The sequence below is a fragment of the Streptomyces sp. NPDC048254 genome (assembly GCF_043201895.1).
In the GTDB taxonomy this organism is placed as follows: domain Bacteria; phylum Actinomycetota; class Actinomycetes; order Streptomycetales; family Streptomycetaceae; genus Streptomyces.
On the sequence record NZ_JBICZJ010000025.1, the window covers coordinates 1 to 16751 of the forward strand.

11 protein-coding genes and 3 pseudogenes are annotated in these 16751 nt (G+C 70.4%); 4 read left to right on the forward strand and 10 right to left on the reverse strand.

Annotated features, from left to right (window positions below):
• The first annotated feature begins 852 nt into the window (after positions 1–852).
• The gene (locus tag ACGFZQ_RS44990; protein ID WP_393845349.1) at positions 853–1788 is read left to right on the forward strand and encodes a MerR family transcriptional regulator; all 936 of its coding nucleotides are present in this window, start codon (positions 853–855) and stop codon (positions 1786–1788) included.
• A gap of 74 nt (positions 1789–1862) precedes the next feature.
• Positions 1863–2432, forward strand: a complete 570-nt coding sequence (locus ACGFZQ_RS44995; protein ID WP_393845350.1) for a GNAT family N-acetyltransferase — start codon at positions 1863–1865, stop codon at positions 2430–2432.
• Positions 2433–2677: 245 nt separating this feature from the next.
• On the opposite strand, the gene ACGFZQ_RS45000 is transcribed toward ACGFZQ_RS44995, so the two are convergent.
• Positions 2678–2848: a hypothetical protein gene (locus tag ACGFZQ_RS45000; RefSeq protein WP_393845351.1), complete on the reverse strand. Its 171-nt coding sequence runs from the start codon at positions 2846–2848 to the stop codon at positions 2678–2680.
• Between the two features lie 1581 nt (positions 2849–4429).
• Between ACGFZQ_RS45000 and ACGFZQ_RS45005 the strand changes: the two are divergent.
• Positions 4430–4777, forward strand: a pseudogene (locus tag ACGFZQ_RS45005) (tetratricopeptide repeat protein); the annotation flags it as partial.
• 33 nt (positions 4778–4810) lie between these two features.
• Here ACGFZQ_RS45005 and ACGFZQ_RS45010 read toward each other — a convergent pair.
• The 4 genes and pseudogenes from ACGFZQ_RS45010 to ACGFZQ_RS45025 form a co-directional block, all read right to left on the reverse strand.
• A pseudogene (locus ACGFZQ_RS45010) lies at positions 4811–4951 on the reverse strand (cysteine hydrolase); the annotation flags it as partial.
• A 354-nt stretch (positions 4952–5305) separates the two neighbouring features.
• Complete coding sequence (locus ACGFZQ_RS45015; RefSeq protein WP_393845352.1) at positions 5306–6238, reverse strand: LLM class F420-dependent oxidoreductase; 933 nt, start codon at positions 6236–6238, stop codon at positions 5306–5308.
• A gap of 237 nt (positions 6239–6475) precedes the next feature.
• The gene (locus ACGFZQ_RS45020) at positions 6476–6670 is read right to left on the reverse strand and encodes a hypothetical protein (RefSeq protein WP_393845479.1); all 195 of its coding nucleotides are present in this window, start codon (positions 6668–6670) and stop codon (positions 6476–6478) included.
• 27 nt (positions 6671–6697) lie between these two features.
• A pseudogene (locus ACGFZQ_RS45025) lies at positions 6698–7027 on the reverse strand (hypothetical protein); the annotation flags it as partial.
• Here ACGFZQ_RS45025 and ACGFZQ_RS45030 point away from each other — a divergent pair.
• Complete coding sequence (locus ACGFZQ_RS45030; protein ID WP_393845353.1) at positions 6913–7551, forward strand: TetR/AcrR family transcriptional regulator; 639 nt, start codon at positions 6913–6915, stop codon at positions 7549–7551. The pseudogene ACGFZQ_RS45025 and the gene ACGFZQ_RS45030 sit on opposite strands and share 115 nt — an antisense overlap.
• Positions 7552–7655: 104 nt before the next feature.
• On the opposite strand, the gene ACGFZQ_RS45035 is transcribed toward ACGFZQ_RS45030, so the two are convergent.
• Genes ACGFZQ_RS45035 through ACGFZQ_RS45055 form a run of 5 tightly spaced genes read right to left on the reverse strand, consistent with a single transcriptional unit; the run spans position 7656 to position 16717 of the window.
• On the reverse strand, positions 7656–10547 hold the full coding sequence (locus tag ACGFZQ_RS45035) for a hypothetical protein (RefSeq protein WP_393845354.1): 2892 nt from the start codon (positions 10545–10547) through the stop codon (positions 7656–7658).
• A gap of 26 nt (positions 10548–10573) precedes the next feature.
• A complete protein-coding gene (locus ACGFZQ_RS45040) occupies positions 10574–11509 on the reverse strand; it encodes an ROK family protein (RefSeq protein WP_393845355.1) in 936 nt (311 codons plus the stop codon).
• Positions 11506–13209 carry a class I mannose-6-phosphate isomerase gene (locus ACGFZQ_RS45045; RefSeq protein ID WP_393845356.1) on the reverse strand — a complete coding sequence of 568 codons (1704 nt, stop codon included), beginning with the start codon at positions 13207–13209 and terminating at the stop codon, positions 11506–11508. Before ACGFZQ_RS45045 ends, ACGFZQ_RS45040 begins: the two co-directional genes overlap by 4 nt.
• Positions 13210–13259: 50 nt before the next feature.
• Positions 13260–15923 carry a hypothetical protein gene (locus ACGFZQ_RS45050; RefSeq protein ID WP_393845357.1) on the reverse strand — a complete coding sequence of 888 codons (2664 nt, stop codon included), beginning with the start codon at positions 15921–15923 and terminating at the stop codon, positions 13260–13262.
• Positions 15920–16717 (reverse strand): carbohydrate ABC transporter permease, encoded by a 798-nt coding sequence (locus ACGFZQ_RS45055; protein ID WP_351746252.1) that lies wholly within the window; start codon positions 16715–16717, stop codon positions 15920–15922. The genes ACGFZQ_RS45050 and ACGFZQ_RS45055 overlap by 4 nt, the downstream gene beginning before the upstream one ends.
• Between the last annotated feature and the right edge of the window lie 34 nt (positions 16718–16751).

The window sequence follows — 16751 nt, forward strand, 5'->3', positions numbered from 1 at the left end:
CTCTATCCCGAACTCCACGAAAGCGCCCCCGCACTACCCAATAGTCCGAACACGCCCGCCAGTTGATCGCCTACACCACGAGAAGGGGCACCATCGAGCCGAAGGAGGCGAATGCCGTGCACCGAGGGTGGCGGTGTGGGAGCCTGGCCCAGTCCGGGCCCACCGCTTTCCCCCGTAGCGGGTGGGCCCGGACTCGTGTTCAGGGGGAGTGTTCTGCCGATGGGGTGTCGCCATGTCCGGCACAGCGGATGAGCCCGAGTTCTCCGCCCCGGAGGCGGCGCACTACCGGGGGTTCGTCACAGCCTCTGGTGCTTTTGTGGAAGCCGGGCGGTCTTGAGTTGCGTGGCGGGCCGCTGGCGTTCAGCGGCCGTGCGGGGCCAGGGTCTGGCCGAAGCGGGCGTCGGGGTACCTTCCGGTCGCCGGAGAGGGCGCACGGTCCGGTGCGCGGAGCGGCCCCGTGGCCATCGGCGCTCGAACTGCCGTCTGCCGTCAGCCGTCTGCCGGTCTCCCGTCTCCCGTCTCGCGTTGTCCCCTGCTCTGCTTGTGCCGGGCCCGTCCGCGAGAGCGGGGAAAGCCGTACGTTGCCGGAGCAGGACGTTCGAGGCCGTCTGCCGAGGAGGTCCCACACACCGGGCAGCCGGGCGTCCGTCCGGCCGGCCTGGAGCGTCTCGGTTCTCGCCGGCGCTCGTCGTATCCGGTGCCAGCACCGCGGTCCGCATGCCGACGAACAGAACACCGACCGTCGCCTTCCCCGTCGGCATCACGGTCCTCCGCGACCACAAGCAGCCGCAGGGCGTGCGGAGGTGGGCGCAGACTTGAGTCTCCTCCAGGGGGAGACGGGAAGGTGGGCTCATGGACGGCGGCACTCTCAGCTCTATCGGTGAACTGGCCCGGCACACCGGACTGTCGGTCAAGACGATCCGGTTCTATTCCGATCGCGGCATCGTGGCACCTGCCGGCCGCACTCCCGCCGGCTACCGGCGTTACGCCCCGGACGCGGTCGCTCGCCTTGCCCTGGTGCGGACGCTGCGGGAACTGGGACTCGGCCTGGACGTGATCCGGCGGGTCGTGGACCAGGAACTCACCCTCGGCGAAGTCGCCGCAGAGCACGCCGCCGCACTGGACGTGCAGATCAGCGTCCTGCGTCTGCGACGGGCGGTGCTGACGGCCGCCGCTGAACGCGAGCCCACCCCCAAGGAGATGGAACTCATGCACCAGCTGGCCACACTGTCCGCAGCCGAGCGCCGACACATGATCGACGACTTCCTCGATGCCGTCTTCGAAGGCCTCCACAGCGGCTCCCACGCCGCAGCTCGGCGCTCCATGACACCCGAACTCCCCGACAACCCCACGGATGACCAGGTCAGGGCGTGGGTGGAGCTGGCCGAGCTGTCCCTGGACCCCGACTTCCGCGCCACTGCGCGGCGCCTGGCCGAGGACCATGCGGGCAGCCTGCCCGAGGGTGCCGCCAGGCGCCCGCGCCCGGACGTGGTCGCCGTCGCCCGTGATGTCGTAGCACCGGCCGTGGCGTGCGGCATCAGGGCGGACTCGCCCCAGGCCGATCCGGTCGTCGCGGCGCTCACCGCTCGCTGCGCGCTCGTCCACGGCCGCACCGATGACGCCGGACTGCACACGTGGCTGCTGCACCGCCTGGAAGCCGCGAGCGATCCCCGCAGGGACGAGTACTTCCAGCTGCTCGCGCTGATCAACGACTGGCCGGCACCGGAACCTCTAGCCCCGCTGGTCGAATGGTCCGTTGCGGCTCTGCGGGTACGGGCAGCCCGATGACGCAACGGCCCCACAGCCCCGCCGCACAGCCGGACGCGGCGCTGAAAACGACGGCGGGTTCGTACTATCAGCCGTTGGACAAGACCGCTGCCCAACTGGAGGCAGACGCCACACCGACAGCCCCCGCTCTCCTACTGCGCCCCTGGAGCCAGGCGAACGCTGCCGAGCTGGTCGAGCTGTATCGCGACGAGGCCATGCGCCGCTGGACAAACTCGGCCGTGAACGACGAGGCGGGCGCGGCGCAGTGGATTCAGGGCCAGCAACGGGGGTGGGAGACGGGCCGCCGCTTCGGATTCGCCATTGTCGAATCCCAACCAGGAGGGGGTGAGGGACAGTTGGCAGGGCACGTGGTCCTCAAGGGCGTCACTCCGCGCGCGTCATCCGCCGAGGTCGGCTACTGGACCGCGGCGCATGCACGCGGGCGGGGAGTGGCGCCCCGGGCGCTGCAGGCGCTGACGGACTGGGCCTTCACCGTCTTCTCCCGTGACGGGCTGACCCGCCTTGAACTCCTGCATCAAGTGGACAACACGGCGTCCTGCCGTGTCGCCCAGAAGAGCCGGTACGAACTGGCCACACTCCTGCCCGCGGCACCGCCCGCATACGCCCTCGCCGGCCACGTGCACGTACGGCCGCGTGACCTGTGAACCAGCCGGGTAACTGCCTCTCGCCATGGTGCTGACGGCGCCCCATGGACGGGAACGGCGGATCGTTTCAGCAGAGTGCTCCCTGCACGCCCTGGGCATGCAGGCGGTGTCCACCGCTCGGCCGGGCCGGTGCCCGGACCGCCGGAAGCGGGAAAGACGCGTGCGCAGCTCCTGCATACGAGTCGTCTTGTGGATCAGGCCGCGGGCTCCGGCTGCCAATGCCCATGCCAAGAGGGGAAATGCCGCTACCCGCTCCATGCCGCCCATCCCGAGTCCGAGATAGCGAGGGAGAAGAAGAGTCCGAAGGCCGTGATCGCCGCTATTCCCAGCAGGCTGATCGCCCGGTGCAGCGGACCCGGCACATCCTCCGTCAGGCCGACCCCCGTCAGCACAGGACCGATGTTGCCCATGACCATGATGAGCAGCGCACCCAGGACATGCTGGTTCTCGTGGACGTCCGCAGGTGCCAGCCGGCCAGCACGAATCCCACGCCGGCGCAGAGCAGCGGCCCCGGACCACGAGTGCGGTCGCGCTCTGCGCCACAAAGCGCATCCGGAATCGAGAATTCGACGGAGCGCCGGCCCACAGGTGATTCCTCGTGATGCCAGCGCGGCTGAAGTGCTGGAAACTGAAGGCGGCGTCAGGCGACATTGGGTGGCATTTTCGCAACGGGCCCTAGGCAGGAAGGCCGGCCGAGGATTTAGTCGTCATATTGCTGCCAGAGCCGTTTCCGGGTACGGGAGAATATGGCCACCTATACCAAGCCCGTGCTGCTCGCCACGGGCGCAGCCGTTGCGGTCTCGCTTCCGGGTTTGCTGGCCGCGGCGCAGCTCAAATCACCGGCCATCGCCGTCAGCGCCGCCGGACTGGCAGCCGTCGTAGGCGTCTTTGCCGGCTTCTGGAAGGACGGCCTCCTGCAGAGGTTTCAGAAGGACCTCGTGAACGCGACCTTCGTACGGGACGGCTGTCTGACCACCCAGGGCGAACTGCCCCTCGCCCGTGATGTCGTCGAGCCGAAATGGCTCGGCGTGCATGCGGCACGCCGCGCCACGGGCCGGTCGACCACCAGTCAGCCACCGTACGTGCCTCGCGACATCGACGACGAGTTACTGGAACACCTCGCGGCCGCCGGCGCCTTCGTCCTGATCGTCGGCGACTCCACGGCCGGGAAGTCCCGCGCCGCCTACGAGGCACTCACCGCGACGCTTCCCCAGCACACGCTCATCGCTCCACAGGCTCGGACGGCTCTGCCGTACGCGATCGAGCAGACGACCGGCACGCCGCGCGCGGTTCTGTGGCTGGACGACCTGGAGCGGTTCCTCGGCGACGGCGGCCTGTCGAGGAACCTGATCACCAGGTTCCTCGACACCAACGGTCAGCACCGCGTCGTCCTGGCCACGATCAGGGCCTCCGAACTGGACACGTATCTGCGCACGGACAACGGCTCGCGACCGCTCAACCGCGAAGTGCTGGACGCGCTCGCGCTGGCCCACCGCATCGACCTGCCCCGGATGTTCTCACCGGCGGAGCGCGATCGCGCCGCGACCCGCACCTGGGATCCCCGGATCTCCGCGGCCCTCGACCATGCCGACCGGTTCGGCATCGCGGAGTACCTGTCGGCCGGCCCCGAGCTGCTGCACCTGTGGCATGCCGCGCGGGACGGTGGGGAGCATGTGCGCGGCGCGGCCCTGGTCTCGGCCGCGGTGGACTTCCGCCGGGCGGGCGTGACCGCCCCGCTGCCGCGCGCCGCACTGGAAGAACTGGCCGTCCACTACCTGCCCAAGCGCGGCGGCATGCCGCACCCGGGCGAAGCCCTGGCACAGGCGTGGGAATGGGCGACCGAGGTCCGCACCACGACCGCGTTGCTCACACCGCTGGGCCCCGAAACCGTCGATGTGTACGACTATCTCGTGGACGAGACGATTCACACCGCGGTTTCCCCGGTCTCCGACACCGCTCTTACCGCGGCGCTTCGTTTCGCGGACGCCGCGGATTCCATGCGGATCGGCTCCATCGCCCGCGCCCACGGCAAATACGTGATCGCGTTGAGCGCATACGAGGGCGTGCACAACGCCAGAGTCTCCTCACTCGGCGCGGATGACCCCGACACCCTCACCAGCCGGGGAAACTACGCGGCGGTACTGCGGGTGCTGGGCAGGCTGCAGGAGGCCGAGGCCGAACACCGGGCCGTACTCGAGGCGCGCATACGCGTTCTCGGCCCGGACGATCCCTCAACCCTGGTGAGCCGGAACAACCTTGCTCTCGTCCTTCGTGACCTGGACCGGCTGGAAGAGGCGGAGACACAGCACCGGATCGTCAGCGACATCCGGATGCGCGACCTCGGCGACAACCACCCCGCCACGCTCACCAACCGCAACAACCACCAGATCCCCGGCCTGGCGGGCGAGCCGGACCAGCCGGTCTTCCTGGTCGGCGATCTTCGGGTTGGAGATGGTCTCCCACAGCGGGCGGGCGCGGAAGGATTCCTGGACGTCGATGACGATCAGTGCTCGGGTCATGCTCCCAAGCCTGACCGGCGGGGCTGGAGCGGCGACAGGCCTCATCGGGTCCGGGTACGGACCGATCCGGTCACAGCTGGAGCCGTGAACACCCGCTGGGCATGGGCCACCAGGCTCTGGCTTCAACGGTTCGAGTCGGCTCGGGCACAAGGCCTGGTCCGGGAGTCGGTCACGCGGTGACGACGTCTCCTGGACGGCGGGCTGGGCCGAGGACGCCGTCCAGAACCGCGCTGAACGCGGTCTGGGGCGTCATGCACCACTTCGGCGGCACGACCGACCGGACCACCCCGGGCCCTGGAGACGTCTGCGACGAGAAAGCCGCCGGTCGAACTTCCCGCGGACCGAGCGAGCCGGTCAGAAACCTGCCGCACGGGCCGCCGAGTACACCTCGGCGGCCACGTCCTTCAGCTCCTGCGCGTCCCGCGTGGCCCACGAGACGTCGACCAGGAACTCGTCGAGACCGATCTCGGCGTACGCCATCAGATCGCTGACGATCTGCTCGACGTCACCCTGGAAGGGCTGACGGTCCGGCCCCTCGTACCGCTTGGCGGTGTAGTCCGGGTTCACGCGCACCACCGTCCGCAGCGGCCGGGTGCGGCCGCGCTCGGCGGCGAGATCCTGCAACTGGCGCCAGTGGGCGGCCACCTGGTCGGGACCGTCGGCGTACGGCAGCCAGCCGTCGGCGTGGTCGACGAGCCGGCGCATCGCCCGCGGGGTGTTGGCCGGCACCAGGATCGGGATCGGCCGGGCCGGCTTCGGCCCGACCACGGCCGAGGCGATCCTCGTGATCCGGCCGTCCTCGTAGACCACCGGGTCCGGGCCCCACACCGCCCGGCACACCTCGAACATCTCGTCCATGACCTTGCCGCGCTCCTCGAACGGGCGCACCCCGGCGGCCGCGTACTCGTCGAGGGACCAGCCGCTGCCGAGGCCCGCGACGACCCGGCCGTTGCTCGCCGCGTCCAGAGTCGCCAGGGACTTCGCCAGCTGGAAGGGGATGTGCAGCGGCGCCACCAGTACGGCGGTGCCCAGCTCGACCCGCTCGGTGGCCGCTGCCGCGAGCGTCAGCGTGACCAGCGGCTCGGCCACGCCCCGGTAGGCGTCGGGCCAGGGCAGGCCCGGGACGCCGTACAGGGGCTGGGTCTGGGGTTCCGGGAACAGAGCCCGTTCGTACACCCAGAGGCTGTCGTATCCGATGGCCTCGGCGGCGCGTGCCACGTCGGGCACGTCCTTGCCGAGGTTGTACTGCCGATTCTGCGGGAGACCGATTCCGAGCCGGGTCGTCATGCCGGTGCGCTCCTCTGTAGTTGGTTGCGCAATCAAGTTAAGGTTGTCTCAGTGAAGTCGGGGCGAGACCCGGCCGAGGTTGCTCTGAACGGATCCCGCAGTCGGGGAGCGGGCGGCGGCGGCCGGGCCGTCGGCGCTCGCGCCGCCGAGGAGGTGGTGTTCCGCGCCCGCTCCAGGCTCCAGGTTCCAGGAAGCGAGCAGACGGGTCGGCGGATCGTGTCGGCCGGTTCGCAGTCGTCAGCGGTTGGAGAGCATGCGCAGCATGTCGGCGTATTCACCGCGGGCCTCGGCGAACCGCACCGGTTCGACCGCCTTGACGAGGATCTCATCCGGTTGTCCGCCGGAGCCGAGGATGCTCATGACCTCATCGAGAAAGGCGTCGAGGGGCATGGCGGTTTCCGAGTCCTCCTGTCCCATCAAGGCGGTGCGCACCGCCGGAGGCACCAGTTCCAGGACTTCGATCCGAGTGTCCGCCAGTTGGGTGCGCAGGCTCTCGGTGAAGGAGTGGATGGCGGCCTTGGTGGCGTTGTAGGTCGGGGCGATCGGGAGGGGGACGAAGCCAGCCCGGAGGACACCGTCATGATCGTCGCCTGAGGCCGGGTGGCGAGGTGTTCGGCCTAGACCCCCGAGGCGGCTGTTGACAATGTACTCAAGCGCCTGCTTGAATTCATGGCATGACACGGGTGGAAAAGGCGGATCTGCGCCGGGAGGCCGGGCAGCGCACACGGGACGGCCTGCAGGCGGCCGCCCTGGAGTTGCTCTCGCAACGAGGCCAGGAGGGCGTGACACTCCGCGAGATCACAGATCGCGCCGGAGCCAACGTCGCCGCGGTGAGCTACCACTACGGGTCGCTGAAGGCGCTGTGCGACTCCGCGATCGAGCACGCGCTGGAACGATATCTCGACGCGCAGCTCCTGGAACTCGGTTCGCTTGACTCCACCGCGACGCTCCAGGAGGTGGCGGCGGCGTTCGCCCGGCCGATGGTGCGCGCACTGGCGGCCGGTGGACAGGACCTGGCCGTGATGCGGACCGTGGCGCGGGTCGGCATCGATCCGCCCCAGGGGTGGGAGCGGCTGAACGGCAAGTTCGACCAGAGCCGCCGGGAGGCCGTCCGGGTGCTGGCACCGAACCTTCCCGGAGTGGACGAGCAGGAACTGATCTTCCGTACGCGCTGCGCGGCCGGCCTGCTGAACTGGCTCGCGCTGGCACCCATCGGCACCGAGCTGGCCGCCATGCCCGCCGAGCAGATCGAACGTCAGCTGGTCCCCGTGGTGACCGGAGCGTTCCGCGGGGACGCCGCCGTCGCCGGCTGACCAGGCCGGAGGCTCCCGGAATCCGGACGACTCGAACGACTGCCTGCCAGGGAGGCGTGCACCGTGGCCCTCCCCGAGGCCGCCGACCGACCGGATTCCCGGTGTCAGCCGATACTCAAGTCGTCGATGTAGCCGCGATAACCCCCTGTCGCGCCCGGCCGGTCGTAACCGACGAGGATCTTGCTGATCGCCTGCCCCGCCTTGACCTCGCCGAGGTTCACGGTGACGTGGTTCCACGTGTCGAGGGTGAGGCGGCCGCACTGGTCGGCCGGATGGACGCCGGTGCCGGACTGGTCGGTGGCGCCCGAGTCCCGTAGATCACTGCCGTCGGTGAAGATCAGGTCGACGGCGACGCAGGCGCTGCTGTTGTCGGATCCGGCGGGCACCCAAGGAGTGGTGGCGTCGGACTGCGGGAAGATCCAGTAACTGAGGGTCGTGTCGCCGCGGACGGTGAGCGGCGCGCCGTTGAAGCCGTAGATCTGCAGGTAGGCGTGGTCGTAGGAACCGCCGTTGGCGTAGCCCGAGTACATCAGTGAGGCGTCGCCGGTGTGGGCCTGTTCGCCCGTGCGCACGTCCGCCTGGGGACCGGTGAGACCGCAGCACAGGCCGGTGATGCCGTAGTTGCCGTCGCCCTTGGTGTCGACGTTGTCGACGGTGTCGGTCCAGGTCGGCCGGGGCTGTCCGGCCTCGAAGCCCGTGGTGAGCGAAGAGGTCGTCGCGGCCGTGGCCGGCTGGGACAGCTCGTGCCGGATGGTGGCCTCGCTGGTGCCGGCCGGGGCGAGGTCGATGGTCTCGCCGACCTTGGTGCGCAGCTTGATCGTGGTGCCGGAGAGGGTTCCCCGGTGGACGCCGTCCGCGTAGTACTCCATGGGCTTGCCGGGCCAGGGGTTGGTGAAGGTGAGGTCGCCGCCGGACCGGCTGGTTGTCCGGACGTATTCGACCGCGTTGCTCCGGATGCTGCTGGAGACCTCGAAATCGCCGTAGGCGAGCAGGCCGCCGAACTTCGCGTTCGAGCCGGCGGGCCAGTTCGGGAAGACCTTGATGTCGTGCTGGAAGGACTGCAGGAGCATCTCGTCGAGCCCCGAGGTGGTGACGTTGAGGTTCTCGACGCCGCCGCCGTAGTGGTGCACCGCCATGTTCGGGTACGAGTGGGTCGTGGCCTCGGCGTGCAGCTCCTCCATCAGCGTGCTCGGGTTGTAGCCGACCATGGCCGCGGCCGCGTACAGGGTGGCCGGGGAGTTGTCGCTGTGCCAGTTGTCCAGCTGGGTGACGGTGTTGCGCGCGGTCTGGAGCAGGTCGGCGGAGTCGTTCAGTCCGACCTGGAGGCCTGGGTAGACGGCCTGGACGGCGACGTCGTTGCCGTCGGTGACCCAGCCGGAGCCTTCGGAGGTCTGGCGGAAGACGGTCTGGCCGTTCCGCGTCATCGTGGGCAGCGGCGCGAGGTGGCTGTCGATGTGCTGCCAGGTGGGGACGAGCGAGGCGTTGATGTGCAGGTCCTTGCTCATGTCGATCAGGCCCTGGAACAGCAGGTGCACCAGGCCGAGGGACAGGATGCTGTTGGTCTGCGGGTAGACGCCGCCTTCCTGCGGGGCGTCGTTCTCGATGTTGTACGTACCCGTGGTCGCGTCCCAGGTCAGGTAGTCCTGCCAGAACAGCCCTACCTGCTGGAGATAGGGGAGGACCTTGCGCGCGTAGGAGGCGCTGCGGGTGTACTCGTACTTCATGACCATGTCGCTGGCGAAGTTCACGGCGTCGGACTTCTGGTTGTAGAGGTCGTCGGCGGCGCTGGTGCCGTTGGGCGAGATGCCCACGGGGTAGAGGACGCCCTTGTAGCCGGCCGCCGCGGCCTTCGCCTTGCCTCTCGGCATCCAGTCCAGGATCGGGTCGTCGTAATTGCCCATCTGGGCAACGTGGTTGGTCGACAGGGTCGGGTAGAACGCCGCTTCGTAGTTGTAGTTGGCGTGATAGTCGCCGTACCAGTTCATGGCCCCGGTGGTCCAGTTGCCCCACAGGCCCGGGGCGTACTTCCCGGCGCGTGAGACCGAGCCGAGCAGGTAGAGCGAGCCGTACCAGCTCTTCTCCACGGCCTGGTCGGGGATCTGCACGAACGACCGGGACCAGTACTCCCGCCACCAGGACTCGTGGGCCGCGTACAGCTTCGCCAGCGAGCCGGCGGTGAGTGCGGCTGCTGTCGAGTGGGCGACGGACTGGTAGCGGGGCGTGTCGTGGCTGCTCTGGATCGCCGCGGCGAGGGTGTAGGTGACGCCGGGCTTGAGGGTCAGGCTGATCCGGTTGTTCGACGGCCTCGCGGCCGTGCCGCGCACGCTCGTCGCGATACGAGCATGAGGGTTGCCCGGCGCGTCGGTGGTGCCGGCCTGCACATCGGCGTCAAGTACGCCGTTCCTGCCGGACGTTGCCGGTGTCTTCCCGAGCCCGTCCTGCACGGTGACGGTCGCGTCCTGCGTGTGCGAGCCGGACAACCGCAGGGTGGTGACGAAGAGGTTCTGGGTCGCCGAGACCCAACTCCTGGACGAGAGCCTCTGGTTGCCGAGCGTGTAGGTGCCCTCGACCCGCGCCTGGGCGATGTTCTGTACGACGTGGTGGTCGGCGCCGGCGAGGCCCGGGACGGCGAGCACGATCCGGCCGAGGGGCTCGATGCCGTTGGTGGCGGTGGAGAAGAAGTCGTTCTTGCCGAGGTAGAAGGTCTGGTCGTCGATGGAGCCGCCGACCGCGACGCCGACGTCGCCGTTGCCCATCAGCGGGGCGTCGACGGTCTCGCCGTTCGTCAGGGTGGTGGGCGGGGAGTCCCACTCGCCCTGGAACTGCGCCACGGTGCGCAGGGCTTGGGCCGGGGTGGGGTCGCCGACGGTCTGTGCGGCGCCGGCTGCGGCGGCTGTGGCGGGCGTGCCGCCTTGGAGGGTTGTCAGGCCGACTGCCACCAGGGCCGAGGCCAGCAGGGTGCTGACGCGTCGCCGGTGACGAAGTGAGGATGCCACTGCGGTGTGACCTTTCTGCTCGTCTTTCATCCGGGGTCCCGCTCTTCCTGAGCGGGCGTGTGAGAGCGGGCCAGATAGGCCGCGCCAAGCAGCGGGGCCTGAGCCGGTCGGAGTGCCGGGGTGATGACGATGCGTCGGTCGAGGGCCGGATCGGCCTCGGTGAGCCCCGCTCGCAGTGGTTCCGCCACGAGATCCCAGGCCCCCGCGATCGCGCCCCCGACCACGAGAACCGTCGGTTCGAAGGCCGAGAGCGGCGGCCCCAGCACGCGTCCCAGGGCGGTGAAGGCCGCGGTGAACACGCCGGCCGCTGCACGATCCCCCTGCCGTGCCCGCCGGGCGATCTCCCGGACGTCGGGCGGCGACGCGCCGGTGGCCCGTGCGTAGGCTCGCCGCAGGGCACGTCTGGACACCGTCTCCTCGATCGGCTTGCCCGCGTACCGCAAGGTGTGGAGGCGGCCGTCGGGCGGGACCCCGGGCCCGTGCCGCAGGATGCGGCCGCCGCGCAGGAAGCAGGAGCCCACGCCGGTGCCGAGGGTGATCCCGGCGACCGAGCGGTGCCCGCGCGCCGCCCCCGCCCACCACTCACCGAGCACGAACGCGTCCGCGTCGTTCCAGAAGCTGACCGCGGTGGCACCGGGCAGCGACGCCGTCAGGGCGGCCCGGAGATCGAACCCGCGCAGGGCGTCGAACTTGCCGACCCCTTCGTACCGCCCGATCCCGCGCTCGTAGTCGAAGGGACCGGGCAGCGCCACGGCCCACGGGCCCGCGCTCCCGCCGGAGAGGCGGGCCGCGCAGCGGACGAGGGCGGACAGTATCTCCTCGGCGCTGCCGTCGCCGTCCAACGGCTCACGGAAGGACCGGCCGGACCGGAGACGACGCGTACCGATGTCCACACGCGCCGCGGTCACGTGCGTACCGCCGACCTCCAGCACCGAGACGACACTCCCGCCGCCGGGTCTCATCGCACCAGGGCCTTCACATAGCGCACCGGTCCCGTGCCGAGGGCCCGCACCCGGTAGGCACCGACCGAGGCGGGCACGGTCAGCGTCTCGGCGTAGGCCAGTTCGAAGCCGTGCCCGCCGCTCGTCTCCAGGAGGATTCCGTCGCCCGCCACGACGTTGATGACATGGAAGCGGTGGTCCGTGTCGTCGTCCGCGACGGCGTCCGGCGCCAGTTCGAGCCGCCGGACCTCGAAGAACATCTCCGGGAGCCGGCCGATGACGTCCTCGCGCCAGCCGTCGCCCGAGCGCAGGGTGCGCGGCTGCTGGACCAGGTCCCGCGCCACGGCTTCGCCCGACCGGGTGGGGTCGAGGTTCTCGAAGGCATGGCCCACGTGGACCGGCCGCTGCTTCCCTTCGCGGTCCTTGCGCAGCCAGTCGTAGAGGCGAAGGCTGTACAGGTACGGCGTCGCGCTGATCTCCAGGACGACATTGCCCTCGCCGCTGCCGTGCGGGGTGCCGCCCGGGATGAGGAAGAGCTGGTGCTGTTCGGCGGGGAAGGTCTGGACGTGGCGTTCGATGTCGAACGGCACGCCGTCGTGGAACGCCCGGTCCGCCTCGCGCCGGAAGGCGGCGAGGTCGGCGTCCTGGCGCAGGCCGAGGAAGACCTGACGGCCTGGACCGCCGAGCATCATGTAGTAGGTCTCGTGCTGGGTGTACGGCCACCCGAAGACCCGCCGCATGTAGTCCGACTGCGGGTGGCAGTGGACGGACAGGTTGCCGCCGCCGACGGTGTCGAGATAGTCGAAGCGGATCGGGAACGAGGTACCGAACGCTGCGTGCACGCTGTCTCCGAGGAGTTCCTCGGGATGCACGGCGACCAGTGCCTGCAGGGGGACCTCGACCCGGGGGCCGTCCGGCGTGCCGACGAGGATTCCGCTCTCCGGCGCGATGAGTTCGTAGCCGAGCGCGGTGTTGGCCGCCGCACGGTTGAAGCCGAGCTGCTCCTGGGCCCAATGCCCGCCCCAGGACGTGGTGTTGAAGGTCGGGCGGGTACGGAAAGGCCGCCCGGCCAGGTCGGTGAGCGCCTCGCGCAGGGCGGGGCCCGCCAGCCAGGCCGGAGCCTGCGGGTCCTGGGTGTCCAGCCACAGATCGACGCCGCTGACGAGGCTGTCGCGGTGCCGGTCCAGGACGGGCCAGTCGATGTAGAAGAGCCGGCGTGTGGTGCCCGCTCCGGTACCGGCCGGCTGCCCCAGGTTGTGCCCGGTCCCGCCGGTGATCCGGGCCTCGGCGTACCGCTTGGGCAGGTCCGCGTACCAGAGCCGGTCGTACGACACCAGGGCAGCCCCCGGTCCGAAGACGACGGTGACGGTGTCGGCGGGGGCCTCGGGCCGCGGCAGCCCGGTGAAGAAGTCGGCGAGCCCGGCCCGGGACAACGGGGCGAAGTCCGGGTCGTCCGCCAGCTCCGCGGACGCGGTGAGGGCGAGGATGTCCTGCCAGGGGGCGAAGTGCTCGCGCATGTCGATCTGCTTCGCCGTGATGTCGCGGGCTGCCAGCGCGTCGCGGATACCGGCGGTGACCGTCTCCCAGTCGACGGCCACCGGGCCGTCGACGGCCAGGATCAGCCCGGGAGCGAGCCCGGCGACCGCGTCCCGGTATCCGGCGCCGACCTCTCCTGTGATGCTGTGGCAGGGGTCGGCTTCGTAGCCACGAACTCCCGGCATGACGATGTCAGCCTTTCTGTGGGTCCAACCATGAGTGCGGCGCGGGTCGTTCAGGCGACCGGGCCGAGCTGCGTGAGCGTCCCGACACCCTCGACGGACAAGGTGGCGGGCAGCAGGGCCGGGGCCCTGCCGCCGGTCGCGAACGTCGGGTTGATGTCGAACAGGGCCGAGAGCACCGCCTCGGCTCCGGCCGCGCCCGCGATGTTGTCGCGGGTGGCGGTGCCACGCTCGGCCACCCGGGCCCGGTACCGCCCGTCCGTACCGGTGACGATCTCCATGGCCTGGCCCCACAGCCCGCCCGAGGCGGCGGAGGACAGGCCGCGCAGGAGAGCGATCGCGCGGTCACGACAGCCGAGGCGGGCCAGACCGTGGGCGGTGACGCCGGGCCAGGCGGCGAAGGCGCCGGCCGCGCCGTGGTCGGGGCGGTCGGAGGCGGCGGCGATGGGATCGTCGGGACTGAGTGCCCGCATCCAACCACCCACCAGCAGACGGCCGGTGACGAAGTCGGCCATCTCCCGCCGTATCCCGTCCGGGAGTTCGCGGTGGAGGGCCGCCGCGACCAGACCGAAGTCCAGACAGTGCCCGATCGTGTCGGTTCCGTCCGGGCGGAGTATCCGCCAGCGGCCCGATCCGGCGTACAGGTCCGTCAGCGCCTCGGCCAGTTGACCGGCCTCGGCTTCCGCACGGTCGGCATCCTCGTCGCGGCCGAGCCGTCGGTACAGTCCGGCCAGCGAGCGCGTCGAGGCGACGTAGGCGCCGTTGAAGGAGGCGACGACACCGGTGTAGGTGGGCACGCACTCCAGCAACTGCCAGGGATCGTCACCGAAGTCGGCGAGTACGCCCCCGGTGGCCGGGCTCCGCCGCTCGCGCCACCCCAGGCCGAGCCGCTCCAGATGCCCGAGGACCGTCGTCCCGCCGGTCGTCTCGTCGAGAAAGGCGAAGTCGCCGCTGACGCAGACGTAATGCTCGATGAGCCGGAACAGGGCGTAGTCGGTGGAGCTGTAGGCGTTGCCCAGGGGCCCGCCACCGAGGTTCTCGACACCGAAGGAGTCGCGGTAGGGACCGGCCAGGACCCGGAGCAGCCAGGAGCGCAGTCCGGCCGGTTCCAGCAGGGCGTACAGGCGGCTCCACTCGGAGTGGTCCCAGAAGTAGGTGGTGGTCGGCCCGAGCCGGGGGCCGCCGGTGAGGAACACCGGTTCGCCGGGCCGGATGCGGGTGTTGCGCAGGTACAGCGCCTGCAGGGCGCCCATGTAGTAGGTGCGCGCGAGTCCGGATTCCTCGGTGGTGAAGGTCGGCAGGTGCCCGGAGAAGTCGGCGTTGCCCGGGGTGAACATGCCGGCCCACAGTCGCCGCCAGCCGTCCTCCCCGGCCTGCGCCGTCGCCTCGAAGTCCTCGGCGGCGGCGTGGGCTTGGGCCGAGACGGCGTCGGCGTCGGTCCCGTACGCGCAGGCGATCCCGATGGTCACGCTCCCGCCGGGCTCGATCCGGCAGGTCCACCTCGCCCGGCCACCGGAGCCCTCGGCCCGCAGCTCGCCGGGCGGCCCGGCGAAGGCGTACACGGCGTGCGCCGGCGAGCGGGAGTCCGCGAAGGCGACCGTGCCGTCCTCGATGCGGGACTCCCAGCGGCGTGACTCGGTCCAGTGCCGGGTACGGGCGATCTCCGCGCCCGCGAGGCGCAGTACGACGCGGTCGGCTTCGACGTCCACGCGGACGTGCTGCCAGTCCCCGACGGGGAGTTCGGCGTCGGTGGACTCCCGCTCCCCGGTGATGCCTAGCCACAGCCGGCCGTCGTCGACACCGATCTGGAGCGAGTCGGGGTGGTTGCCGTGCGTGAGAACCGTCCCGGACCGCCCCGCCGTGTCGAGCCGCAGCTCGAAGTCGATCGTCAGGCCGGGGGAGAGGACGAAGGGGTCCAGAGTCGTCTCGCCGTCGGGCGTCAGCGCGATCGGCTCGTCGGCGGCCCGCAGGGTCACCTCGCCGTCGGCCCCCGCCACCTGAAGCCCGCGCACGGCCCCGGCCACACCGGCCCGCGGCTCCGGTTCCTTGTCGTGGCTGACGTGCGCCGGGAGCGCGTCGTCCAGGAGCATCGGGCCGTGGTCCTCGTCGCGCTGGATCCCCGGGATGCGGGGCCTGCCCAGGCGGAGGCGTCGTGGCGCGGGGGAGAGCAGGTAGTGCGGTTCACCTCCGCCCGTGGTGGCCCGGATGCGCTCCAGCGCCATGAAGTCGTGGTGCATGCCGTGATTCCACGGACCGTCGTACAGCCACCCGTACCCGACCTCGGAGTGGGCGACCATCGCGAAGAGGTCCTGGGCCAACTCGACCGTCCTGGCCGCACCGCTCTCGTTGCTCACCTCGATCCGCCACAGGAGCAGATCCCGGGAGAGCGCCATCCGGGTGTCGCTGGTCAGCAACAGCCCGTCCTGGCGGCGGTGTTCGCGCAGCACACCCCACGGCTTCCACAGGAACCGCTGTGCGGCCGGGACTTCACCGTCCACCCGCAGCTCGCCGGTGTGGTAGCCGAAGGTGAACGGCGGGGCGGCCAGCCAGGACAGGGAGGTCAGGTCGTGGTTGACGTGGGCCTGGCCCTGCTGGTTGCGCAGGGAGGGCAGGTGCGCGATCTCGTCCACGCCGACCCAGTGCCCGGCGACGTCGTCCAGGTCCGGGACGCCCGTCCTGCCGATGCCCACGGCCTGCGCGTCGGTCTTCGTGGTCACTTGGTCGCTCCCGAGGTCAGTCCGGCGATGAACTGCTTCTGCAGCGCGAGGTATCCGGCGACGGGAACGACCGCCGCCAGGAGCATCACGCCGAACAACTGGGCGTAGTCGGTGGAGAACTGACCGACCGACAGATACAGTCCCGTGGTGATCGTCTGGCCGTGCAGCGGGCCCAGGATGAACTGCGGATTCATGAAGTCGTTCCAGATCCACAGCGACAGGAAGATGGTGACGGTCGCGGTGGCCGGGCGCAGCAGCGGCATGACGATCGTCCACCAGACCCGCAGGCTCCCGGCGCCGTCCACGGTCGCGGCCTCGATGATCTCGCCGGGGATCGACCGCAGGAACCCGGAGTAGACGAACACCGCGAACGACAGATAGCCGCCGCCGACGTTGGCCAGGACCAGCCCCGGATAGGTGTGGTTGAGGTGCAGGAAGGTCAGGATGCGGATGGTGGGCAGCAGGATCACCGCGGGCGGGATCATCAGCCCGGCGGCGAAGCCCGCCAGGACGATCCTGCGCAGCCGGGCCGAGCGGCGCGACAGCCAGAAGCTCAGGGCCGCGCCCAGCGGGATGATCAGCAGCACCGAGACGACCACGGTGACCGCGGAGTTGGTCAGCCCGATCTGGACGATCCGGTCGGGCCGGGAGAGGGCGTCCGTCAGGTTGTGCGTGGTCGGCGGGGCCGGGGGAGCCGCCGGATCGCGGACGATCTGGTCCTGCGTCTTGAAGGCGTTGACGATCGTGAGGTAGACGGGGCTGACGAAGGCCAGCGTGAGCAGTGCCGCTGCCACGAGGTGCCCGCGCGTGGTCCAGGCACGGCGGTTC

Bases quoted from the DNA above. Each gene is read 5' to 3' on its own strand.
- ACGFZQ_RS45040 (WP_393845355.1), bottom strand. From the start codon at position 11,509: ATGAGACCCGGCGGCGGGAGTGTCGTCTCGGTGCTGGAGGTCGGCGGT.
- ACGFZQ_RS45015 (WP_393845352.1), bottom strand. From the start codon at position 6,238: ATGACGACCCGGCTCGGAATCGGTCTCCCGCAGAATCGGCAGTACAAC.
- ACGFZQ_RS44990 (WP_393845349.1), top strand. From the start codon at position 853: ATGGACGGCGGCACTCTCAGCTCTATCGGTGAACTGGCCCGGCACACC.
- ACGFZQ_RS45030 (WP_393845353.1), top strand. From the start codon at position 6,913: ATGACACGGGTGGAAAAGGCGGATCTGCGCCGGGAGGCCGGGCAGCGC.
- ACGFZQ_RS45000 (WP_393845351.1), bottom strand. From the start codon at position 2,848: ATGGTCATGGGCAACATCGGTCCTGTGCTGACGGGGGTCGGCCTGACG.
- ACGFZQ_RS45045 (WP_393845356.1), bottom strand. From the start codon at position 13,209: ATGCCGGGAGTTCGTGGCTACGAAGCCGACCCCTGCCACAGCATCACA.